Here is a 22,532-nt window from a genome sequence, read left to right as displayed (position 1 = left end):
GCTCACCGCCGTGGCGGTGAGCCCCCTGACGCCTTCTCGGGCGCGTGCCGGGATCAGCCGTGTCAGCCGACCGAAACGGGCAGCGAGGCCACGCCGCGCACGTTGATGCGGCCGTTCCAGGACACGTCACCGGCCAGGGACAGGTCCGGGAACCGCTTCAGCATCCGCTCGAAGGTGATGCTCGCCTCCAGGCGCGCCAGGGCCGCGCCGAGGCAGTGGTGCGAGCCGGAGCCGAACGCCAGGTGGGCGCGGGCGCCCTCGCGGTCCAGGCGCAGCGTGTCCGCGTCCTCGCCCCAGCGCGCCGCGTCGCGGTTGGCGGAGGCGAGCCCGGCGACCACCATCGCGCCCGCGGGGATCTCGACGCCGCTGAGCACGGTCGGCTCAAGGGTGATGCGCCGGCTCGACTGCAACGGGCTGTCGTAGCGCAGCAGTTCGTCGACGGCGTTGGGCATCAGGTCGGCGTCCGCGCGCAGCGCGGCGAGCTGCTCGGGGTGGCGCAGCAGTGCGAGGGTGCCGTTGGCGAGCAGGTTCACGGTCGTCTCGTGGCCCGCGATGTACAGCAGCTGGATCTGCGCGACCAGCTCGTCGTCGCTGAGCTTGTCGCCGTCCTCCTCGGCCTCGATCAGGGCCGTCATGAGGTCGTCGGCGGGGTTGCGCCGCTTCCACTCGATCATCTCGGCGGTGAGGACGGCCAGTTCCGCGTCCGCGTTCTCGATCTCCTGCATCACGGCCGGGTCGGCGACGGGCTCCAGGGAACGCACGATCGTGCCGCTCAGCTCCCGGATCCGCTCGTGGTCGGTGGGCGGGGCACCCAGCATGTCCGCGATCACCGTGAACGGCAGCGGCGACGCGAGCGCGGGCACCAGGTCGGCGCCGCCCTCCTCGGCGATCCGGTCGAGCATGCCGTCGACGAGCTCGCCGATGCGCGGCGCGAGCGCCTGGATCGACCTCGGCGTGAACGCCTTCTGCACGAGGCGCCGCAGCCGGGTGTGGTCCGGGGCGTCCCGGTCGATCATCGAGAAGCCGTCGATGAGCGGGGTCTTGCGCGACTCGTCCTTCTGCCGCAGGTTCTCCAGCGCGCCGGAGTTCACGTTACGCAGTTCGACCGACGCGCCCGAGCGCAGCAGGCCGAACACGTCCTCGTACCGGGTGACCACCCAGAACCCCAAAGGGTGCGGATAGACGGGGGCGACTTCGCGGAGCGTCGCGTACTGCGGGTAGGGATTGTCGGTGAACCCCTCGGCGAAGGGGTTGAACAGCGGTATCTGTTCCTGAGGGAGAACGCCCCCGGTCATCTCGTGCTCCTTGTGGTGGCACCGGCTTGAGGGACCCCCCCGGCGGGGATCCACAGGGATCCACCGCCTTGGCCCTCGGCCCCGGTTGGATGAGAGTTCGCAGGTCACAGTAGTGCCGCCGGGAGGACCGGTGACACGTGACCAGGATGAGAGCTGGAGAGTACCCGGCGTAGCCGGGCCGACACTAGGCCGTCCAGTGGGAGGGGCGCTCCAGCGGGTGGGGGACCTTCGTCCGGGCGTCGCCCCGCGCGGCGTTCAGCTGGGGCTGGGTGAGGAACAGGGCGCCGCGCAGATCCGCGCCGCACAGGTTCGTGTCGCGCATGTCCGCGCCGATGAGGTCGGCCTCGCGCAGATCGGCGTCGGACAGGTCGGCCGCGATGAGGAGGGCGCCGCGCAGGCTGGCGCCGCGCAGCTTGGCGCCCCGCAGCCGCGAGCCCATGAGGTTGGCGCCCCGGTGGTTCTTCTTGCGCCCCGGGACCGCCGCCCGGGCCAGCTCGCTGGCGCGCAGGAGCAGCGGGTTCACCTCGCCCCGCAGGGCGTCCACGTCGACGGCCATCAGGGTCTCGACGGTGTCCCGGGTGAGCGCGTCGATCCGCTCGTACGCGCGCCGCAGATCGCGGTGGACGGGCCGGGCCGCGGGCAGGTCGAGGGCCTGCGCGGTGTACTTCAGGAGCTCCTGGAGCTGCCGGACGACGGGGAAGACCTCGTACATCGCGCGGGCCGAGTCCGGGTCCTCGCGCCAGCTGACGCCCTTGAAGGTGACCTGGGAGACCTTCTGGCCCGCGCCGAAGCAGTCGAAGACCGTGCAGCCGTTGTAGCCCTTGTCGCGCAGCCGCTCGTGGATGCCGCAGCGGAAGTCCTCCTGGAGGTTCCCGCAGGGGGTGCCGGCGGACTTGTCCACCGGGAAGTCCGACGAGCGCGAGAAGGGCAGCGCCACGCAGCACAGACCGAAGCAGTTCCCGCAGTCGGCCTGCAGGTCGGTCTGGGCGGCGTGCGAGGTGCGCTCGGACAAGGCGGTGGCTCCTGATGCGGTGGGCGGCGGCGTACGGCGGTCGTACGCCTCCATTGTCCCTCGTACGCGGACGGTGACAGTACGCGGCCCCGGGACGCGCGCGGAGGGGACGGAGGCGCCGGGCGGGGGCGCGCGGGCGCCCCCGGCTCCGGCCCCGAGGTCAGTCCTTGTCGGCCTTCTCGGCCTGCTCCGCCTTCTTCGCCTTCAGACGCACCGTCTCCTTGCGGACCTCGGCCTGGGTGGCCCGCTCGCGCTCCAGCCACTCGGGGCGCTCTTCCTTCAGCGCGTCGATCTGCTCCGTGGTCAGGGCCTCCGTGACGCCGCCGCGGGCGAGGCCCGACACGGAGACGCCCAGCTTCGCCGCGACGACGGGGCGGGGGTGCGGGCCGTTGGCGCGCAGGTCGCGCAGCCACTGGGGCGGGTCGGCCTGCAGCGCGTTGAGCTCGGTCCGCGACACCACGCCCTCCCGGAACTCGGCGGGGGTGGCTTCGAGGTACACACCCAGCTTCTTCGCCGCGGTGGCGGGCTTCATGGTCTGGGTGGAGTGGTGCGACGTCATGGGACAAGGGTATCGAGCGAATGCGCGACCGCTGACCACGGCGGGCCCGCGGCGGCGGCGCCCGCCGGTGCGTCGGCCACCGACTACGCCCGGTAGTCTGGCGAGGTGACAGGCTCGGAAGACTCTCCCGCGTTCCGGCTCGCCTACGTCCCCGGGGTGACGCCCTCGAAGTGGGTGCGCATCTGGAACGAGCGGCTGCCCGACATCCCCCTGACCCTCCTCCAGGTGACCGCGCCGGAGGCCTGCGGGGTCCTGCGCGGGGGCGGGGCCGACGCGGGGTTCGTACGGCTCCCGGTCGACGGCGAGGACCTCAGCGCGATCCCCCTCTACGAGGAGACGACGGTGGTCGTGGTCCCCAAGGACCACCTCTTCGCGGCGGCCGACGAGGTGGCCGCGGCGGACCTCGACGACGAACTGGTGCTGCACCCGCTGGACGACACCTTGGACTGGGAGCACCCGCCGGGGCGCCCCGCCGTCGAGCGCCCCGCCACGACCGCCGACGCGATCGAGCTCGTGGCGGCGGGCGTCGGCCTGCTGATCGTCCCCCAGTCCCTGGCGCGGCTGCACCACCGCAAGGACCTCACGTACCGCACGGTCACGGACGTCCCCACGTCCCGCGTGGCGCTGTCGTGGCCGCAGGAGGCCACCACGGACATGGTGGACGACTTCATCGGCATCGTCCGCGGCCGCACCGTCAACAGCACCCGGGGCCGCCGCGCCGACGCCGAGCCCAAGGAGAAGCGCCCGGAGAAGGGCGGCCCGCGCCGGCAGCAGGCCGGGGGCAAGGGGAGCGGCCGGGGCACGACGGGCAAGGCGGCGGGCAAGCCGTCCGCCAAGAACGCGCGCCGTGGCTCCGGAGGCCCGAAGGGCACCAAGGGCGGCAAGCCGCGCCGTAGGCCGTAGCGGCCGGGGCGGAGCCGCCCGTCACCAGGGCTGGTTCCGCAGGAACGCGGCGGCGTGGGCCGCCTCCGCCTCCCGCGCCTGGTGGGAGCGGATCAGGGCCCAGCAGCCCACCGCCGCCACCGCCGTGGCGAGGACGACCAAGCGCCAGGTGGCGACGGGCGCGGAGGACGCGGCGGGATCCGGGTGCGTGGCGAGGACGATCCCGAGGGTCAGCGGTACGGCCAGCGCCAGCGCCCAGCCGCCGAGCACCGACGAGGCGAGGCGGTGCGGCAGCACGAGGCCCGCCCAGAGCAGCACGGCGAGGGTGCCCACCACGGCGGCCGCACCGCTCATCAGCCCCGGGACGGCGATGCCCGCGGCGACGGCCCCCGTGACGGCACCGGCCGCCACCGGAATCAGGCGGCGGCGGTCGAGGGAGGGTGCCTGCCTTCCGCCGTGCCGCGCCAGGTGCGTGGCGGCGAGCAGGCCGACGGCTCCCGCCAGGAGGTAGGGCCCGCTGTTGAGCCAGACGTCGTGGCCGGGTGCGTCGAAGTGCCGGTGTACGCCGTTGATGACGAAGCCGCTGGTCAGAGCGAGGACGCTACTGCCTGCCAGGAGCCCGGCCCAGACGCGCCGGCGCGTCGAGACGAGACTCGCCCAGGAGCCGACGAGCAGCGCCAGGAAGGGGAGGTGGGTGAGGACGAGCAGGGCGTTGAGCACCCCGTCGTCCCCGAAGGGGTCACCGGCCGCGATGGTGGCCCAGGAGGATTCGGGGCCGGAGGCGTCGGGGGTGTGGCCCGCGTCGATCCACCACGTCTCGAAGGGGCGCGTGCGGAACACCAGGAGGCCCGGCCCGGTGAGCACGGCATGCCCGTCGAGCTGGAACCAGGACAGGACCCAGAGGCCGACCGTGCCGAGGCCGAGGAGCCCCGGCAGGACGGGGTACGCCAGGGAGGCGGGCCGCGCGGGCCGCCACGGCGGCATCCGCGGCGGTGTCGGCAGGGGCGCGGGCATGGGCGAGAGGCTCGCCACGGGTGCCGGACGCCGGGGCGCCGCCGGGGCGGCCATCAGGGTGGTGGCGCGGCCCTCCGCGATCTGCCGCAGCTCCGCGGCGGCCTGTGCGACGTGCGGCCGGTCCTCCGGGTTCTTGGCCAGCAGGGAGTCCAGGACGGCCGTCAGGGCGGACCCGGCGCGGCGGGGCCTGGGCGGCGGGTCGGAGAGCACCGCCGCGATGGACTCCACCGCGGCGGGCCGGGCGAAGGGCGACACGCCCTCCACCGCGTGGAAGAGGGTGACGCCGAGGGCCCACAGGTCCGTGGCGGGAACGGGCGTCCCGCGGATCTGCTCGGGCGCCATGTAGGCCGGAGTGCCGAAGACGCTCGTCGTGGTGGTGACCTCGCTGGAGAGCCGGGCGATCCCGAAGTCGGCCAGCTTGACGCGGCCGCCCGCGAGGAGCATCACGTTCTCGGGCTTGACGTCACGGTGGATCACGCCCAGGGCGTGGGCGGCACCGAGGACCTCGGCCAGCTGCGCCCCGATCGACGCCACCCGGGCGGGCGGCAGGGGGCCCTCGCGGGCCACGAGCGCGGCCAGGGTCGTGCCGCGCACGAGCTCCATGACGATGACGACCTCGGCGCCGGAGCGCACCACGTCGTACACGGTGACAGCGCCGGGGTGATTGAGCTTCGCGGCCGCGCGGGCCTCGCGCAGCAGGCGCGCGGTGGCCTTGGTGTCCAGGGGCGCGGCCCCCTGCCCGGGCCCGCGCACGTGCTTCACGGCGACCTCGCGCCCGAGAAGCGTGTCGACGGCCCGCCACACCACTCCCATGCCACCCCGCCCCAGCTCCTCGATCAGCTGGAACCTGTCACCGAATGGCTGCCCGCCCTCAACCATCGCGACCCCCCGGAACGCGCCCCCTGATACTCGCTGGGTCATCATCCAGCCACTGGCGACTTCCCGCAGCCCATGACCGAAGTTGCACGGTAGAGAACGTTCCTGAGCACTTCCCCTGCGTCCCGTGTGCCTGCCCCACAGCGGCAACGGGCAGGCGGCACAGGGGCACCGGCCGCACCTAGCCCCGGGGGAGCGCGTCCAGGGTCGGGCGGATGGTCTCTTCGGCCTTGTGGGGGTAGGGGAAGCCGTGGGTCTCGGCCACCTCCTTGGCCAGGCGGGAGAAGAGGTCGGCGGTCGCGCGGGCGGCGCGCAGGGCGTCGGCCGCGGGGAAGCCGCCGAAGGTGTCGGGCAGGCGCTCCCACACCTCCGGTGCGGCCCACTGCCGCATGCGGGTGCCGCCGTACCAGACGTCGTGGTCGGCGCCCTCGCGGGTCAGGGCGTGCCACTCGATGACGCTCTGCAGGAGTTCCTTGGTGGTCCAGTCACGGGACTTGGCCACCCACAGCTCGCCCCGGGCGAGACAGCGCGGCAGGTGCGCCACCTCGAACCAGAACTCCGCGCAGAGCTCCGCGAACTCCTCGGCGTCGGGAAGCTCCGCCGCCACCTCGCCCGTGGCGGCGGGCAGGCGGGCGGCGGCACCGTCGGGGTCCCACAGCACCTCGTAGCCGCGCTCGTGCAGGTCGTCGAGGCCGTCCGCGGCCATCGTCGCCAGCAGGCCGACCGGCACCACCTGGAAGTCGACCTTGACGTCCCCTTCGAAGAGCACGAGCCGCGCCGGGTTGTCCCACGGCCCTTCGAGGCCGACCTGCACCACGACAGGGGCCAACTCCTCGACCCACGCGCCGTCTTCGTAGCGGTCGGGGTCGGTGGTGTACAGCTCGATGTCGTGGTCCGAGAAGGCGTCCACCGTCCCGTCGCGCCGCGCCCGCGAACCCGTCCGCAGCACGGCCCGGACGTCCTCCCGGCCCCGAGCCCACTCCCGTACCCGCTCGACGATCCCGTCGTCCCCGGATTCAACGATCATGCGGTCACGTTACTGCGTCGCCTTCTGCGGCCCGACCCCCCTCCCGGACGTACGAGTGGAGGAAGGAGCAGATCCCCGCGGCCCCCGCGACGACGCACACCACCTCGGTGACGTCCGTGCCGAAGAGTTCCATGAGGTGGCGGTCGCCGAGGGCGAGGGCGACGGTCTGGCCCGCCACCACGGTGAGGCCGCCGAGGAGGAAGGCGATCAGGAGGACGCGGGTCGCGCCGAGGAGGAAGAGACGGAGGAAGGTGCGCACGGCGGGTGCTCCGTTCGGTGAAGGGGCGCTCAGCCCGGGATCCACAGGGCGCCCGTCGCGATGAGGACGCCGAAGACATAGGTCGGCACCAGGTAGTAGAGGGCCACGGGCAGGAAGATCCGGGCGGGGTTGATGTCGGCGATGCTCGCGGCCACGTACAGCGGCGCGGCGCCCGGCGGCGAGCAGCCCTCCGACGAGGCCCACACGATGACCGCGGCGAAGGCCACGTGCGCGGGGATCCCGGAGGCGGTGAGCGCGGCGAAGGCGACGGGGCCGACGGCCGCGAGCGTGGAGGTGGTGTTCAGGGGACCCGCCACGATCACCAGGATCAGGCCCACGACGAGGGCGGCCACCAGCGGCGGCACGTCCCGCAGGTCCTCCAGGTACGGGGTGAGCTCCGCGCCGAGGCCGAGCCGGTCGAGGACCTCGGAGGCGGCGAACGCGGACACCATGGTCACACCCACCAGGCCGAGCTGCGGGCCGACCTCGCCGAGCAGCCGCCACCAGGCCGCGCCGCCGTGCGGCAGCGTCCGGCGCTCCACGAGGAGCCCGGCGATCAGCATCACGACCGGCAGCCACACGAGCAGCGGCACCGCGTCCGTGGTGTCGAGCCCGCCGAGCCGGTCCGTCGCCCGGTCACTGGCGGGGCCCGACGTCAGGAGCACGGGCACGGCCACGGCGGCCAGGACGAGCAGCGAGGTCCAGCCCGCCGCGAAGGAGGCGCGCAGCGGCCGGATGTCCTGGGCGGCCATGGTGCCCACGCCCCGCCACCGCACGATCGCGTACGCGACGACCAGGCGCATCGCCACCATCCACGCCCCGGTGACGAACAGCGTGCCGACGACGTCGGACGAGGAGAGCACGGGCAGCACCGTCGGCGCGGCGAGCAGCACGAAGAACGCGCCGCTGAAGGGGAAGGTCGCGCCGACACCGGCGTTCCCGGAGAGGACGAGCGCGGCCGTCTCGCCGCTGGCCCGCGAGCGCTTCATCCACGGGATGGCGAGCGAGCCGACGGTGGCGACGATCGCCGCGCCGTTGTGCGCCACGGCGCCGAACAGGCCGGAGGCGACGGTCGCCGCGTACGCGGAGCCGCCCCGGCGGCGGCCGAGCAGCGAGCTGAGGATGTCGATCATCCGGTGCACGAGGCCGGTGCGGGTGAGCAGTTCGCTGACGAACACGAACGCGAGCGCCGCGAACGTGATCTCCGACTTCAGGCCCGCGACCAGGCTGTCCCAGGCCACGCGCGGCGCGTCCGCGCCCCCGAACGCGGCGCTCGCGAGGAACCCGAGGACCATGGCCTCGCCGATGTTCCGCTTGACCGCCACGTTCCACACGATGATGACCCCGATGAACGCCACCAGGGCGAGGATCGCGTTCATCGGCGTGGGTCTTCCAGACCGGCCGCCCGGTACGCGTCGCGCGCCGCGGCGGAGGTGAGGTGGCGCAGTAGCGCGGCGGCCTCGGCGCGGCCCGCGGCGTGCGCGCCGAGGCCCACCGACAGATCGGTGTAGTGCTGGACCTCTTCGGGGAACGGCCCGACCACGCGCGCCCGCGGCACGAAGCGCAACTCGCTCAGCTGCTGCACCGCGAGGTCCGCGCGGCCGTCCGTCACCGCGAGCGCCGTGAAGCCCTTCTCGACCACGGTGGCGCGGGAGTTGACCTCCTCCGCGATGCCGAGCCGTTCGAGCAGGGCGGCGAACGCGACGCCGCTGGCACCGGTGCGGGAGTACGCCACCGAGCGCGCGGAGGTCAGGGCCCGGACGAGCGCGCCGGTGCTGGCGATGTCCACGGCGGGCGCGCCCGGCGGCACGGCCACGCCGATGCCGACCCGGGCCAGGGGCCGCAGCGAGGGCGCGCGGAGCACCCCGGATGCGGCCAGCTCCGCCAGGGCTCCGGTCACGCCGACCAGCACGTCGGGGCGGGCCCCCGCCTCGATCTTCCGCAGCAGGACGTTCGTCGGCTCGTACACGCCGTCGACGTCGATGCCGCTGGTGCTGGTGAAGGACTCCAGGACCGTGTCGTCGAGGGCCTTCTTGATGGCGAGCGCGCTGAACAGGGTGACCGGGCGCGGTGGTCGCGGCCGCAGCGCGGTGCGCTGCTCCTCGGTGAGGCGGGCGTGGTCGGTGCCGCGGAGCAGCAGGAAGATCCGCGCGGTCTGCTCCAGCTCCTCCACCGCCTCAAGCGCGGCGTCGAGCCCGGGAGCCGCCACGACGGGCCCGTGGTGGCGCAGCAGCAGCGCCGCGTGCCCATGGGCGCGTTCCTCGGCCGCGGCCGCGAGCCGGCGGTCGCCGGGCGCGAAGTACGGGACGAGCGCGAGGCGTCCGACGCGCAGCGCGTAGTAGGCGGTGAGCGGCGGCAGCGCGTCGTCGGCGTCGAGGCCGTTGAGGCAGGACACGGCGGCGGCGTGCGGGGAGTGCGTGTGGACGACGGCGCGCGCGTCGGGGCGGGCACGCAACACGGCGGCGTGCAGGAAGGCCTCCTTCGACGGCGGCGGCCCGTCGAGGTGGTTGCCGTCGGCGTCGACGAGCGACAGGTCGCCGGGGCCCAGGGCCGCGAGGCCGGCACCGGTCGCGGTGACGAGGATCCGGCCGTCGCCGGTACGCAGCGACACGTTGCCGGTGCGGCCGTGCGCGAGGCCGCGCGCGGCCAGGGCGCGGGCGGTGGCGACGACGGCCGCGCGCCCGGCCGCGTAGGAGGGGAGGGCGGAGGCGGTGGTCATGGGCGGGCTCCTTGACGTCGTCCGTGCGGGGGAGGGGGCGGCAGGGGCTGATCCGGCGGCGGCCCTGAGGCGGTGGTGAGGAAGTCGGGGCCGCCGAAGTTGCCGGACTTGAGCAGCAGCGCGATCCGGGGCCCCGACGTGGGGTGGATCCAGGGCACGCCCGGCGCGGCGGCCCCGCCGATCAGCGCGCCGGTGATGCCGAGCGCGGTCACCACGGCACCCGACGTCTCCCCGCCCGCCGCGATGAGGCGCCGTACCCCGCGCGCCACGAGCCCGGCGGCGATGCGCCCGGTGGCCTCCTCCAGGGTGGCGGCGGCCCGCTCGGCACCCAACTGCCGCTGAATGGCGTGCAGGTCGCCGGGCGGAACGGAGGAGTGGAAGACGGGTGCGCCCCGCTGCGCGCCGGTCGGCAGCGCGTCGTACCAGGCCAGGGCCCGCTCGGCCAGGGCCGCCGGATCCGGCTCGGCGACCGGGTCGAGCCGGTGCGTCGGCCGGTCCGCGGCGCGCAGCGCGTCGAGCTGCTCCAGGGTGCGGGCCGAGCAGCTGCCGCAGAGCACGGCCGCGGGCCGGACGGACAGCGGGTCCGCCTCCTCGTACGGGGCCGCGCCGCTGCCCGGGACGGTTGCGGCGAGCCCTTGGGCGAGGCCGGCCGCACCGGCCGTCAGCGGTGCGTCGGCGGTCGCGCGGCCGAGCGTGCGCAGGTCCTCGCCGTCGAGCGCGTCCGCCAGCAGATAGCGGACCCCGCGCGTGGCCGCGTCGTCGACGGCCTCACGGACGGCCGCCGCGCCCGCGCGCACGGTGTCCCACCGCAGGAGTTCGACGGGCCGCCGCGTCTGGGCGCGCAGCAGCCGGGGCAGGGAGGAGTCCGTCATCGGCGTCACCGGGTGGTGGCGCATCGGGGACTCGGCCAACGGCACGCCGTTCACGAAGAGATGGCCTGCGTACTGGGTGCGGCCGTGCTGCGGCGAGCTGGGCGTGAGCAGCACGACCGGCACGTCCAGGGCGTCGGCGAGCGCGTCGAGGACCGGCCCGATGTTCCCGTCGGCGGTGGAGTCGAAGGTCGAGCAGAACTTGAAGTAGATCCGCCGCGCCCCGTGCGCACGCAGTCGGCGCAGGGCCGCGAGGGATTGCGCGACGGCCTGTCCAGGCCGGGCCATGCGGCTCTTGAGCGCGATGACCACGGCTCCGCAGCCGTCGGGCGGTGTCACGCCCGGGCCCGGCACACCGAAGTACAGGACGGTGCGCAGCCCGCTCTCGCGCAGGGCCAGGGCGACGTCGCTCGCCCCGGTCACGTCGTCCGCGATCACTCCGAGCACGGCGTGTCTCCTTCCACGGGGCTTTCCGCGGGGCCTTCGGCGGCGGCGTTCCGGAGGGCTGCGCGAAGTGCACGGGCCGCCGCGTGCGGACCCGCGTGCACGGGCAGCCCGAGGGCCTCGGCCAGGGCGTCGGCGTGCGGAGCCAAGGAGTACTGGGCCAGTAGCACGGCGTCGGCGGCGCCGGGGTCCGGCACCGCTCCCGGCGCGACGACCCGGCCCACGATCCGCGTGGGGGAGCGGGCGGCGCGCGCGGCCGCGCGCAGGCGGTCGACGGAGTCGTCGAGGGCCGCCGCGAACGTGGCGAGGACGAGCACTTCGCGGTGACCGCCACCGAGGGCCGCGGCGAAGGCGGCGGCATCGGCGGCGAGCACCGGAACCCCCACGTCCGCGCGCGCCGCGACCGGCCCGTACAGCGAGCAGGTCAGCAACACGCCCTGGGCGCCGCCCTCGACGGCGTACGCGATGAGGCGCCGCATCCGGTCGGCGAGCGCCGGGGTGAGCCCACCGGCCGCGTCGGCGTCGGAGAGCAGCGCGTCGTCGAGCAGATTCCACGGCCGGGCCTCCGGGAACGCGGCGCCGAGCCCGGCGACGGCGGGCCCGACGGCTGCCGCGGTGGCACTCACGAGGGCGATGCGGACGCCGGGCGCGCCGGGACCACGCGTGCGGTCGCTCCCGTTCATGAGGTCACCTCCGCCGACGCCGCGACCTCCGCGACCCACCCGAGCCCCGCCACGGTGGCGCCCACCGGCGCGTACTCGCATCCGAGCCAGCCTCCGTATCCGGCCGCGCGCAGGGCGCCGACGACGCGCGGCCACGGGATGTCGCCGGTGCCCGGCTCGGTGCGGTCGGGCGGGTCGGCGAGCTGGAGGTGCAGGGCGTACGGCAGATACGTGTGCAGCGTGCGGACCGGATCCCCCTCGGTGAGCCGCGCGTGGTACAGGTCGAGCAGCAGCCCCACCCGGTCGAACCCCACCGCCTGAGCGACGGCCGCCGCCCGGGCCTGGGTGCCCAGGAAGTAGCCGGGCGCGTCACGGTCGTTCTGCGCCTCGATCACGAGCCGCACCCCGGTGCCGTGCGCGCGCTCGGCGGCCCAGAGGAGGTTGGTGACGTACGTGGCGAACGCCTGTTCCGCGCCCACGTCCGGCGGCACGATCCCGGCCAGCACGTGCAGGAGCCCGGCGCCGAGTTCGGTGGCGTACTCGAGGCCGCGCTCGACCCCGGCCCGGAAGTCCGCCGCGCGCCCCGGATGACAGGCCACGCCGGACCGCTCGGATGAACCCGGTGCACCAGCGGGGGAGTTGATGAGCACTTGACGCAGCCCCGCGTCCCGTAGCAACGTGCGCAGCCGCGCCGGGGGGTACGGATAGGGCGCCGCGTATTCCACCCCGGCGAAGCCCGCGTCGGCCGCCGCCGCGAAGCGCCGCTCGAAGGGCAGCTCGGTGAAGAGCCACTTGAGGTTGGCCGCGAGGAGGGGAGCCTCCGGCCCGGCGCCGAGCCGGAGCGGTCCTGGGCCCGCTGGGCCGGGCCGGAGCGACCTCGGGTCTGCCTGATCTGCCGGGCCCGGCCGCGGCCCTCCCGGCCTTCCCGGCGCTCCCGGCCCTCCCGGATCTGCCGGGCCGACCCGCGACGCCGCACCTGACGGCCCACCCGGCAGCCCACCCGACGGCCGCTCAGGAACCCCCATCACCGCACCCCCGCCCGCACCGCGGCCCACCCCGGGTTCACCACGTGCTCGGGTGCGCGCCCGGACAGCACCGCGACCACCTGTTCCGCCGCCGAGCGGCCGGAGCGGGCCCGTGCCTGGACGGTCGCGCCCGCGATGTGCCCGGTGACCAGGACGTTGTCGAACGCCCGCAGCCGGGAGTCCGGTGGCAGGGGCTCATGCTCCGTCACATCCAGGGCCGCGCCCGCGAGACGGCCCGAGGCGATCGCGTCGGCGAGGGCTTCCTCGTCGACGACGCCGCCCCGCGCGGTGTTGACGAGGTACGCGCCGGGCCGCATCAGACGCAGCGCCGCGCCGTCGATCAGATGCCGGGTCGAGGCGTCGAGCGCGAGGTGCAGCGTGACGAAGTCCGCCTCGGCGAGCACGGCCCCCAACGGCAGGGCCTCGACCTCCGTTTCGGCGAGGAAACCGGCGTCCGGGCGCGGGTCGTGGCCCACCACCCGCATCCCCAGCGCCAGGCCGAGCCGCGCGACGGTCCTGCCGATCGCGCCGAGCCCGACGACGCCGAGCGTGGCGCCCGCCAGCTCGCGCCCGCTGGGCTGGGACCAGCCGCCCGCCCGTACGTCGGCGACGCTGCGCGGAATGCCCCGCGCGCAGCCCACCAGGAGGCCGAGCACGTACTCCGCGACCGACTGCCGGTTCACGCCGGGGGTGTGGGTCACGGCGATTCCGCGCCGGGTGGCCGCGGCCACGTCCACGTTGTCGTATCCGGCGCCGCAGCGGCCGATGACCCGGAGGCCGGGGGAGGCCTCCAGCACCTCGGCGGTGAACGCGTCGGTCCCCGCCACGACGCCCGCGGGGGCGGTGTCCGCGACGGCCGCCCGCAGCGAGCGGCCCGCCGCGCGCCGGTCGTCGGGCCGCGCGAAGACGGGGCGGAGCCCCGCCCCGCGCAGCAACTGGTCGACCTCGTCGCCGGGTTGGAGATACGCCGTGGTCACGAGCACGTACGAGCCGTCGTCAGGCATCGGGATCCTCCACGATCGCTGGCTATACTATAGCGATGAGCAAAATAGTATAGGATTCAGCAGTGATCAAGAGGGGTGGGGAGCTGCGCTAAGGTCGGGCAGCGAAGGAGGCACGATGGCTACGACGCGCCCGTCCGCCCGGCAACCCCTGGCCGACAAGATGTACGAGGTGCTGCTCGGGCAGTTCATGGACGGCCTGTGGTCGCCGGGGCAGCCCCTCAACATCGGGGCGCTCTCCCGCGAGCTCGACGTCAGTCAGACGCCGCTGCGCGAGGCCCTCGCCCGCCTGGAACACACGGGCCTCGTGCGGCGCGAGGCGCTCAAGGGCTACCGCGTCGCCCCGCTCTTCACCGAGCGCGAGCTGGTCAAGCTGATGGACGCGCGGCTCGTCCTGGAGCCCGCGATGGTGCACGAGGCCGCGCGCCGCACCACGCCGGAGTTCCTGGCGGAGCTGGCGGGGAGCATCGACGAGCTCAAGCGCTGTGCGGACGCGCCCCGTTCGGCCTCGGTGCGCTCCTACTGGGCCGCCGACGAGCGCTTCCACCTGCGCATCGCCGCCCAGTGCGACAACCCGTTCCTGGAGGCCGCGTACCGCTCGCTGGGCGGGCACGTCCAGCGCTTCCGGCTCTTCACGGAACTGGGCTCGTCCGAGGCCGAGTCACCGGCGCGCGAGCACAGGGCCGTCCACGAGGCGATGGCGGCGGGGGACGCGGAGGGCGCGGCGAAGCGGATGCGCCGGCACATCGAGAACGCGAAGGCCCGCGCCCTGACCGACCGTCAAGCGGTGCAGACGGCCTGACGGCCGGTCGGGATCCGGGGGGTGGGGGTGCTGCCGCTCAGATCCGGGGGACGTCGACGACCTGGTCGCCGTCGGGTACGTCCGTGACCGTCACCCGGTCCGTCGGTACGCCGAGCCCCCGCGCCACGGCGGCCGCTATCCCGGCGGCGTCCTGCCCGGTGGGCACGGGCACGTCCTCACCCTCGCCGTAGCTCTCGATGGCCTTGGTGAAGTAGCCCGGGTGCCAGGCGCCGACCGCGCCCCGCACGGCCACGGAGGCCACCGCGCGGCCGCCCGCCACCGCCTTGATCCGGTCCAGGATCTGGTCCGAGCGCAGTTCGCCCGGCACCTGGAAGAGGCTCGCGTGCGCGCCCACCGCGCCGCCCGACCGCAGCTGGACCGTGAGGGTCAGACAGCTCGTGACGCTCGGGTACAGCAGGCTGCCGCCGGGCCGCGCCTCCTTCACCTGCCCCTCGGTGACCACGGTCCGCGCGGGGGCGGAAACGGGGGACGCGAGCGGGGCGGCGGCCCGCGCTCCGCCGCCGTCCCCCGCGTGGGCCGGAGCCCCGGCCGTCAGCGAGGCCGCGACGGCGAGAGCGGCCACCACGAGGGACGGCCTGACGAAGGGGGCGTACGACGGGAGGCCTGTACGGAGGGACAAGAAGAACTCCTACCTGGGAAATCCGTGACAACTGCCCGCGGCCCACTGGGCCACGGCCGACCGGCCACTTTATGGTGCGGGCCGGACGGTGGAGCGGGGCGGGGGCGCTTCCGCAGGCGCACCCTCTCCATGAGTCACCCCCTTGACCGGTGACGAGTGGCGTGGGAGAGTCATCGCACACACTGGTGGACGTGACCGAACGGAGTTCGACCATGGAAGGCCAGAACGCCATCGACAGTGCCGCCGTCGCCCGGCAGGAGCGCTTCGGCAAACTGCCCGAGCGCATCCGCTTCGAGGACATGGTCGAGGAAGAGACCGCGACACCGGACGACCCGGCCCGACACGACTACAACCCCGAAGGCTCCTGGAAGACCTTCAACTGCCTCGCTGCGGACCTGGGCCTCTGAGCTCCACCGGACCGGAAGCGTCCCGTCCCCTCCCTCGCCGCCTCACCCGCGCGGAAAAGCCGCACGGTGAGTCCGCGTACGCACCATCGACGCGCTCGACCGTGAAGGGAAGACTGTGGCCAGCGATCCGTACGCGCAGCCGCACCTCTCAGGCGACACCACGTGACACGCGCTCAGTGGAGGACCGACATGACGCTTCCCCCAGGCCAACGTGCCGTCGATGGATTCCCGCGCTTCGGTACGCACCTCCATCACCCGCCACCGCCCGTGCCCGCGGAGCCGGTGATCGCGATCGGGGGAGCCCTGGCCAAGGGCGTGAGCCTGACCGTGGACGACCTCGCCGAACTGCCGCGGCGCGAGCTGGGAGCCGACTTCCACTGCGTCGCCGGGTGGTCGGCGACCGGCCTGCTGTGGGAGGGAGTCTCGTTCGAGACCGTCTACCGCACCCACGTCGTACCGCTGCTCGCGCCGGACGCCGTGATCAGCCACGTCGTCTTCGAAGGCCTCGACGGCTACCGGTCGGTCGCCCTGCTCGAGGACGCCCTGGCCGAGGACGTCCTCATCGCCGACCGGCTCGACGGGCGGCCGCTCGACGGCGACCACGGCGCTCCACTGCGCCTCGTCAGCCCCAGCCAGTACGGCTTCGTCAGCACCAAACACCTCTGCCGCATGGAATTCCACACCTCCGCGCCGCCGGACCCCGACCGGTGGTCGCCCATCGCGGCGCACCACCGGGGCAGGGTCTGGCAGGAGGAACGCCACCGCCACCTGCCCGGCCGGGTGGTGCGCCCGGTCTACCGTCGGCTGATCGGGCCGATCCGCGCGCTGAGCGCCCGGGGCAGCCGCACACGGCCGCGCTGAGGACGCCGCCCGGCGGAAGGCGGGGCCGCGGCCTCACATTCCGCCGGGCTGTCTCGTCGTACTCCTGGGACCAACCACCTCTCGCCTGCCCAGGAGTGACCACCATGCCCACCATCACGGAGCTCAGCGAGCTGACCGGCGACTACGTCTTCGACACCGCGCACACCCGGATCCGGTTCGTCGCCCGGCACACGATGTCCACCCGGGTGCGCGGAGAGTTCGGCGAGTTCGAGGGCGGCGCCCTCCTGGACGGGGACCGTCCGGAGCGGTCCAGCGTCCGCCTCACGATCGGCGCGGCCAGCATCCAGACCCGCAACAAGCAGCGCGACGACCTGCTGCGCGACAAGTTCCTGGACGCGGGCGACCACCCGGCCCTCACCTTCGCCTCGGTCCACGTACGACAGGTCGACGGCACCCGCTACAAGGTCGCCGGGGAGCTCACCATCCGGGACGTGACCGCGCCGGTCACCCTGGACATCGCCCTGACCGACGCCGCCACCGACCCCGACGGCGGCGTCCGGCTCGGCTTCACCGGCAGCGCCACCATCGACCGCCGCGACTGGGGCGTGAACTGGAACGGCATGACCGCCCTCATGGTCGGCCCGAAGGTAACCCTGGAGTTCGACGTGGCGGCGGTCCGCAGGTCCTGACGCGCACGGTGGCCCACTCCGCCCCGGCGGTGTCCGTCATGCCCAACTGCCCCTCTGAACGAGGGCGTTGACTTATCATTGACACGTGCTGGCTACACGGGGGCCGCAGCAGTGGGCGGCGTGTCAGTGGGGGATCGATGGACCGCATACCACCGTACGCAGGCATGGACCGCTTCGTCGGCGCCTTCGACAAGCTGGTGGTGCAGCCGCGGCGCAGCCGTAGCCGCCTTCCCGCCGTGCTGCTCACCGAGCCCGGCGGCGGCTTCGCGGGGCGGCGGATCGTGGCCGGGCTGCGGGCGCGGCTGCGCGGCGACAACGTGATGCTGGCGCCGCACGCTTGCGTCCCCCCGGACGGCCACGACGCCCCGCACCTGGAGCTGTTCGAGCAGATCACCCAGCAGCTGACGGACTCCATGCCGCCCGGCGCGGGACGCCTGAAGCTGCCCGGATACCGGCTCCTGCACGCCGTCCTGAGCGCCCCCCGCTTCGAAGGGCCCGTGGAGCGGCGCCACCACGCCCTGCGCGACCACTGCTACGCCGACCACCGCCAGTGGTCACCGCTGTCCGCCGCGCTGTGGCGCCTCGGCGGCGGGGACCAGACGAGCGGCGCCGGCTTCATCGAGCTGCTGTGGAACTTCTTCTCGGGCCCCCTCTTCCAGCAGCTGCCCTGCGCCCTGTTCGGCCTGCGCGCCACCCGCCGCATCCTCGGCCACGGCCGCAACCGCCGCTGGTACGCCCAGTGGTACCGCCAGCAGCACGGCTCCCCGCCCACGGACTTCTTCCGCTCCGCACTCGACCTCGTACCGCACGACCACGACGCCCCGGACGCCCCCGACCCCGAGCAGGTCGACCGCGTCCTGATGCACGCGCTCCTCGCCGACCTGGACGCGGCCGCGCGGCCGCGCCGGTTCAACCCCTGGCGGCGCCGCCGTACGACACGGTTCGTGGTGCTCTTCGAGGAGCTGGGCCCGGCGGACTCGCGCACCCAGCGCTTCGTGCGGGAGCTGCGGACGGCGTCGGCGGACCTCGGCACCACGTCGGTGTGCGTGGTGGCGGCCGGTGTCCGCTCGCTCGCCGCGCGCGTCCCGGACATCGAGCCGTCCGACCTGGCCCACGCGGGCGCCGAGCTCGACCTGATCGTGGAGAGCGGGATGCGGCCGGGGCGGCCGAGCGGGATGACCGTGCCCGCCCCCGCGCAGGACGAGCCGCCGGACGAGCGGGCCGCGTACTGGCTGCGGCACCAGCCCCGGCTCGTGCCGCCCGCCCAGCGCTTCTCACCGGGCGCCGAAGTAGTGGGCACCGTGGGAAGCCTGGCGCTCGTCCTCGTCGTCCTGGCCGGGCTCTTCGCGTGGCGGCCCCTCGACCGGGGGGAGCGGGACGACTGCGCGGGAAAGACCTTCCTCGGCACCGACGGCACCTGCGTGGGCGTGGCGGAGGGCGCCAAGGGCTTCGGGAGCAGCAAGGACGACCAGGGCGTGCGCGACGCCCTGCGGATGATCGAGGCGCAGAACAGCCAGGTCGACGCGGCCGCCCGGGACAAAGAGGCCGCGGGCGGCGGCGCCCGGCCCCGCACGGTCGTCTACATCGGCCCGCTCAGCGGCGGCCGGGGAGCCCAGGACCCGGTGCGCGGCGGCACCCTGCCCGAGCTGCGCGGCCTCGCCCTCGCCCAGGCCCGGATCAACCAGCTCGCGCGGGGCAGCCACGACCGCGTACCCCTGCGCGTCCTGACCGCCAACGCGGGTGACCGCTTCCAGGACGCCGAGAAGGTGGCCCAGCAGATCGCGCAGCTCGCCCGGCGCGACCCGGCCGTCGTGGGCGTCGTCGGCTTCGGGCAGAGCAGGCCCGGCACCCTGGACGCCATCAAGGTGCTCAACACGGCGGGCCTGCCCATGGTGGGCACCTCCGGCACCGCCGCGGAGCTGCTGCGCACCGGCCGCCCCTACTACTTCCAGCTGGCCCCCACCAACGCCCGCCTCGCCCAGGTCATGGCCGCCTTCACGCGGAAGGCGAGGACGGTGGCCGACGGGTCGCGCACGGCCCGGCGGATCGAGCTGGTCGCCGACCCCACCGACGTGTACAGCAACGACCTGGCCAGGGAGTTCCTGAAGTCCGTGGGCCGGACCCCGACGACCGTGTGGGAGCACACCCCGCAGGACGACACCGGCGGCCCCCGCGTGGCGAACGCCGTCCGCGGCTCGCTCGCCACCAGCGCCCCCGACCTCGCCCGGCAGGTGTGCCGGGCCGTCGTGAAGGAACCGCGCACGGCGCTGGTGTGGACGGCGCGGGCGAACGAGTTCACGGCCTTCCTCGACGAGATGAACCGCCTGAGCGGCGAGTGCCCGCGCCTGACCGTCCTCGGCGGCGACGACGTCACCAACTCCCTGCTCCAGGGCGAGCCCCCACAGCGCCGCTTCCCCGGTCTGACCCTGTACTACGTCGCGCACGGCAGCGCCCCCGAACTCCGGCGCGCCGCGGGCCGTTCGGCCATCGAGGCCCAGGAGTTCCTCCAGGCCTACGACCGGGTGAACCGGCGCCACCAGTGGGGCGAGGCCATGCGCGCGGACGGCCACCCCGTGCTCGCCTGGGACGCCCTGCGCTATCTGTCCGAGGCCGTGGACGAGGCCCGTGCCACCCTCGGCGGCAACGAGGACCGGCTCGACGCCGACCAGGTGCAGTCCGTGCTCTACCAAGGCCTGGGCGGCGGCGGCTTCAACGGCGCCACCGGCCGCGTCGACGCCTCCGGCGTGGCGGGCGGCGGCCGCTTCACCCCCGACAAGCTGGTGTTCGTGATGAGCGGCGACGGCCGGGCGAAGGCGGTCTGCGGCGCCATGACGAAGAGCCTCAGCCCCAAGACGTGGGGCGAGCGCTTCGACTGCCCCGCGGCCTGACCGGTGTCCGGGCCAAGGCTCAGGAACCCGCCGGGGGCCGCGCGCCCCGGCCCCAGCGCCCCCCCCGGGGGAGGAAACCGGCCCCGGCGGAGGGTGGCGCCACCTCCACCCCCGAAGCTCGCCGCGGCCGGTCTGACGCGGCTGGGGCGGGCGGGGAGCTCACTCACTGCTGTTTGCGCTTGCTCGACCGCATGGACCACAGGGTGATGGCGATACCGACGAGTGCGAGGAGAAAAAGGATCTTCATGGTGTGCGAGTGCCCCCGATAGCTCGGTCCAGTACGCCGAAAGCCCGACCGAGTAGGCCGAAACCCGGTCCAGTATGCCGAGTTCCGGGCCCGGACGGCACCGCGGGCCCCCGTTCGGCGCCTACGGAGCCTCCACTGCGGCGGGCACGCCGGCGAGGTCGAGCAGCTCGTGCATCACGGCTTCAGGCAGCGTGGGGTTCGCCGCGGCGTGCTGCGCCGAGCCCGGCACGGCGAGCCTGCGGCGCAGTTCGTCGGGCGGCAGCCTCGCGTCACGCAGCGCGCTCGCACCCGCGTCCGGGTCGTCGACCAGGCGCATCACGACGTCCGGTCCCGCCTCCGGGTCGTCGAGCGCGGCGACGCGCAGCCGGGGGTTGGGATGGTCCACGTACCGGGCGAGCCCGGGTCGGGCGAAGTTCGCGTGGCTCCGAAGGAAGCCCCACTTCAGGCCGTGCCAGTAGGCGTACATCTCCACGACGAGGTCGTGGGGCGCCTTGTCCCCGTACTCGCACAGGGTCAGCTTGACGAAGAAGTCCTCGTCGGCCGCCAGCAGGTCCACCACGTCGGCGGGCAGCCGCTCCTGCATCGCGATGCTGCGCCGCAGCAGGACGTGGCCCGACGCGGCGGCCCGGCGGGCGACCTCCGGCTCGTGGCCGCGCTCCTCGATCCAACGCGGCACCGAGTGGTAGCCGCTCGGCACGACGTAGGCGATGGCCGAGCGCTGCTCCGGGGCGAGGTCCGCGCGCATCGACAGGGCGAGGCGGACGCTGTTCTCGGGATCGGCGGCCAGCCGCAGTGCCAGCTCGGCCGGGATCTCGGGGTCCTCGACCGCGGCACGGCGTACGCGCGGGTCGGGATCCGCCAGGCGGGCTTCCGCGGGGAGCGCTGGTTCGGGGGAAGCTTCCGGTACGCGGGGGCGCAGCGCGGCGAGGGCTTCTTGAACCTCAGGTTCCGGGTCGGCGAGCAGCTCCTCCCGCACGGACGCCGGAAGCAGCGGCCACGTTTCCGGCCCGATGGCCGCCGCCCGCACCCCGGCGTCCTCGTCCCTCAGCAGCCGTATCCGTGCGTCCAGGGGCAGGTCGAGCCACGCCGTGGTCCGGCGGACCCGCACCTCGCTGTCGTCGGCCAGCACGTCGAGTACGTCGTCGGGCAAGCGGCGGCCGAACTCGTGGGCGAGCATCGCGTACAGGAACCGCACCCGTGGTTCCGCGTCCCGGGCCAGCACCGTCAGCGCCGCCGGATCGGCGTTGCCGTTCTCGACCACCGCGAGCCGGTCCTCGGCCCGGGGCGACCCGGCCAGGACGGCTGTCCTTTCCTCGTCGAGCGAGCAGGACAGCAGCCACATGTCGCGCCGCGGCAAGCCCTCGACTGTCAGCAACCGTGCCAAGACGGGCCCCGTCAGCGCGGTGTTCCACATCAGCCCCTCGAGCCACTCCCGCGCCAACCCGTCCTGCACGGTACGCCGCAACGCTTCTCCCCAAAGTTCGCCCATCTGCCTATCCTCCACCAGCGGATGACGGCGTTCCCTGGGGGGCGACGCGTCGGGAGGGGCTACATCATGGTGACCGGCTCAGGGACGGGTGCCGGACACCGGCCGACGGCCGCCGTACGCCACCGCCATGGGGGAGCTTTCGTTGGTGACGAAGTCGTGGATGCCCGCCAGGTAGGCCTCGCGTTCGACCAGGCCGTCGCCGTCGGTGTCGAGGGCGTCGAAGGCTGCTTCGGCGTCGGTCTCGGCGTTGCCCGCGCCTGTGCGCAGGCGGGTGAACTCCTGGCGGTTCAGATGCCCGTCCGCGTCGGCGTCGGCGATGTCGAACAGGGAGCCCAGAGCGGGGCGGCAGGAGCGTTCGAAGGCGTCGTGCCCCACCCACGAGCGGTATTCGTCGAAGGTGACGCGGCCGTCGCCGTCACCGTCCATGTCGGTGAACACGGCCTCGTGGGCGGCTCGCGAGGCGGCGACCACCGGGTGCTCGGCGGAGCGGCCCGTGGCGGCGGCCACGCGGTCGACGCGTCCGAGGTATTCCGCACGGGTGATCGCGCCGTCACCGTCCACATCCAGCATGGCGAAGATGCGGTGCTGCGGTGAGTCGGACCCTGGGCTGGACATCGTGCGGCCTCCCGGTTGCTTTCCACGAGTTCGGAGTCGTGAAGATACCCAGGAAGCAGAGAAAGCCACGCGTTCGGAAATAATCGGATAAATACGTGAGGCTCACGCCCTACGGCTCCGCCGTGGTGCGTCACTCGCTCAACCCCACGACACACCACCCTCGTCGGGCCACTGCGGACAGGACGTCCGCCCACTGCGTCAGCAGAGTCGACGTGGTCGCGGACGCGTTCCCACCGCTCCCCGGCCCAGAAGTGCGCCTTGAACGAACCGAGGGTGTGCCGGAACTCGT

General features: G+C 74.2%; 21 protein-coding genes. 6 read left to right on the top strand and 15 right to left on the bottom strand.

The genetic code is table 11. The annotated features are described in order from the left end of the window. Window positions 1–62 precede the first annotated feature (62 nt). From MQV74_RS03890 to MQV74_RS03880, 3 genes are all read right to left on the bottom strand, one after another. On the bottom strand, window positions 63–1,295 hold the full coding sequence (locus MQV74_RS03890) for a cytochrome P450 (RefSeq protein WP_242714599.1): 1,233 nt from the start codon (window positions 1,293–1,295) through the stop codon (window positions 63–65). 184 nt (window positions 1,296–1,479) lie between these two features. Continuing rightward, the gene (locus MQV74_RS03885; protein ID WP_242714598.1) at window positions 1,480–2,307 is read right to left on the bottom strand and encodes a pentapeptide repeat-containing protein; all 828 of its coding nucleotides are present in this window, start codon (window positions 2,305–2,307) and stop codon (window positions 1,480–1,482) included. 160 nt (window positions 2,308–2,467) lie between these two features. Next, the gene (locus MQV74_RS03880) at window positions 2,468–2,866 is read right to left on the bottom strand and encodes a DUF5997 family protein (protein ID WP_242714597.1); all 399 of its coding nucleotides are present in this window, start codon (window positions 2,864–2,866) and stop codon (window positions 2,468–2,470) included. 105 nt (window positions 2,867–2,971) lie between these two features. Between MQV74_RS03880 and MQV74_RS03875 the strand changes: the two genes are divergently transcribed. Further along, entirely contained in the window at window positions 2,972–3,769 is a 798-nt protein-coding gene (locus MQV74_RS03875; protein ID WP_242714596.1) for a LysR substrate-binding domain-containing protein, read from the top strand. 21 nt (window positions 3,770–3,790) lie between these two features. On the opposite strand, the gene MQV74_RS03870 is transcribed toward MQV74_RS03875, so the two are convergent. The 9 genes from MQV74_RS03870 to MQV74_RS03830 all read right to left on the bottom strand — a co-directional run bounded on the left by MQV74_RS03870 (window position 3,791) and on the right by MQV74_RS03830 (window position 13,647). Then, window positions 3,791–5,641 carry a serine/threonine-protein kinase gene (locus tag MQV74_RS03870; protein WP_242714595.1) on the bottom strand — a complete coding sequence of 617 codons (1,851 nt, stop codon included), beginning with the start codon at window positions 5,639–5,641 and terminating at the stop codon, window positions 3,791–3,793. 178 nt (window positions 5,642–5,819) lie between these two features. After that, window positions 5,820–6,665 (bottom strand): aminoglycoside 6-adenylyltransferase, encoded by an 846-nt coding sequence (locus MQV74_RS03865; protein ID WP_242714594.1) that lies wholly within the window; start codon window positions 6,663–6,665, stop codon window positions 5,820–5,822. A gap of 4 nt (window positions 6,666–6,669) precedes the next feature. After that, a complete protein-coding gene (locus MQV74_RS03860) occupies window positions 6,670–6,924 on the bottom strand; it encodes a hypothetical protein (RefSeq protein WP_242714593.1) in 255 nt (84 codons plus the stop codon). A gap of 29 nt (window positions 6,925–6,953) precedes the next feature. Next, on the bottom strand, window positions 6,954–8,303 hold the full coding sequence (locus tag MQV74_RS03855; RefSeq protein ID WP_242714592.1) for a TRAP transporter large permease subunit: 1,350 nt from the start codon (window positions 8,301–8,303) through the stop codon (window positions 6,954–6,956). After that, the gene (locus MQV74_RS03850; protein ID WP_242714591.1) at window positions 8,300–9,643 is read right to left on the bottom strand and encodes a class II aldolase/adducin family protein; all 1,344 of its coding nucleotides are present in this window, start codon (window positions 9,641–9,643) and stop codon (window positions 8,300–8,302) included. The genes MQV74_RS03855 and MQV74_RS03850 overlap by 4 nt, the downstream gene beginning before the upstream one ends. After that, a complete protein-coding gene (gene otnK / locus MQV74_RS03845) occupies window positions 9,640–10,959 on the bottom strand; it encodes a 3-oxo-tetronate kinase (protein WP_242714590.1) in 1,320 nt (439 codons plus the stop codon). Before otnK ends, MQV74_RS03850 begins: the two co-directional genes overlap by 4 nt. Next, complete coding sequence (locus MQV74_RS03840) at window positions 10,947–11,639, bottom strand: hypothetical protein (RefSeq protein ID WP_242714589.1); 693 nt, start codon at window positions 11,637–11,639, stop codon at window positions 10,947–10,949. The genes otnK and MQV74_RS03840 overlap by 13 nt, the downstream gene beginning before the upstream one ends. Further along, the gene (locus MQV74_RS03835) at window positions 11,636–12,643 is read right to left on the bottom strand and encodes a hydroxypyruvate isomerase family protein (RefSeq protein ID WP_278194080.1); all 1,008 of its coding nucleotides are present in this window, start codon (window positions 12,641–12,643) and stop codon (window positions 11,636–11,638) included. Before MQV74_RS03835 ends, MQV74_RS03840 begins: the two co-directional genes overlap by 4 nt. Then, window positions 12,643–13,647 carry a phosphoglycerate dehydrogenase gene (locus MQV74_RS03830; RefSeq protein ID WP_242714587.1) on the bottom strand — a complete coding sequence of 335 codons (1,005 nt, stop codon included), beginning with the start codon at window positions 13,645–13,647 and terminating at the stop codon, window positions 12,643–12,645. Before MQV74_RS03830 ends, MQV74_RS03835 begins: the two co-directional genes overlap by 1 nt. 115 nt (window positions 13,648–13,762) lie before the next feature. Between MQV74_RS03830 and MQV74_RS03825 the strand changes: the two genes are divergently transcribed. Beyond that, window positions 13,763–14,446: a GntR family transcriptional regulator gene (locus MQV74_RS03825; protein WP_242714586.1), complete on the top strand. Its 684-nt coding sequence runs from the start codon at window positions 13,763–13,765 to the stop codon at window positions 14,444–14,446. 37 nt (window positions 14,447–14,483) lie between these two features. Here the strand turns inward: MQV74_RS03825 and MQV74_RS03820 are convergent, their stop codons facing one another. Further along, window positions 14,484–15,086: a hypothetical protein gene (locus MQV74_RS03820; protein ID WP_242714585.1), complete on the bottom strand. Its 603-nt coding sequence runs from the start codon at window positions 15,084–15,086 to the stop codon at window positions 14,484–14,486. Between the two features lie 191 nt (window positions 15,087–15,277). On the opposite strand from MQV74_RS03820, the gene MQV74_RS03815 reads away from it, so the two are divergent. From MQV74_RS03815 to MQV74_RS03800, 4 genes are all read left to right on the top strand, one after another. Beyond that, window positions 15,278–15,493, top strand: a complete 216-nt coding sequence (locus tag MQV74_RS03815; protein WP_374120581.1) for a hypothetical protein — start codon at window positions 15,278–15,280, stop codon at window positions 15,491–15,493. 189 nt (window positions 15,494–15,682) lie between these two features. Further along, window positions 15,683–16,354, top strand: a complete 672-nt coding sequence (locus MQV74_RS03810) for a molybdopterin-dependent oxidoreductase (RefSeq protein ID WP_242714584.1) — start codon at window positions 15,683–15,685, stop codon at window positions 16,352–16,354. Window positions 16,355–16,458: 104 nt separating this feature from the next. Further along, entirely contained in the window at window positions 16,459–17,004 is a 546-nt protein-coding gene (locus MQV74_RS03805) for a YceI family protein (protein WP_242714583.1), read from the top strand. 137 nt (window positions 17,005–17,141) lie between these two features. Further along, window positions 17,142–19,892 (top strand): ABC transporter substrate-binding protein, encoded by a 2,751-nt coding sequence (locus MQV74_RS03800; RefSeq protein ID WP_242714582.1) that lies wholly within the window; start codon window positions 17,142–17,144, stop codon window positions 19,890–19,892. A 368-nt stretch (window positions 19,893–20,260) separates the two neighbouring features. Here the strand turns inward: MQV74_RS03800 and MQV74_RS03795 are convergent, their stop codons facing one another. Then, window positions 20,261–21,496 (bottom strand): hypothetical protein, encoded by a 1,236-nt coding sequence (locus tag MQV74_RS03795; protein ID WP_242714581.1) that lies wholly within the window; start codon window positions 21,494–21,496, stop codon window positions 20,261–20,263. Window positions 21,497–21,706: 210 nt separating this feature from the next. Further along, complete coding sequence (locus MQV74_RS03790; protein ID WP_242714580.1) at window positions 21,707–22,243, bottom strand: EF-hand domain-containing protein; 537 nt, start codon at window positions 22,241–22,243, stop codon at window positions 21,707–21,709. Window positions 22,244–22,532: the final 289 nt, after the last annotated feature.

This window comes from Streptomyces sp. AN091965 (genome assembly GCF_022698285.1).
Lineage (GTDB): Bacteria > Actinomycetota > Actinomycetes > Streptomycetales > Streptomycetaceae > Streptomyces.
Note: the sequence above shows the minus strand (reverse complement) of the source record. Positions and strands in the feature narration are given on the sequence as shown.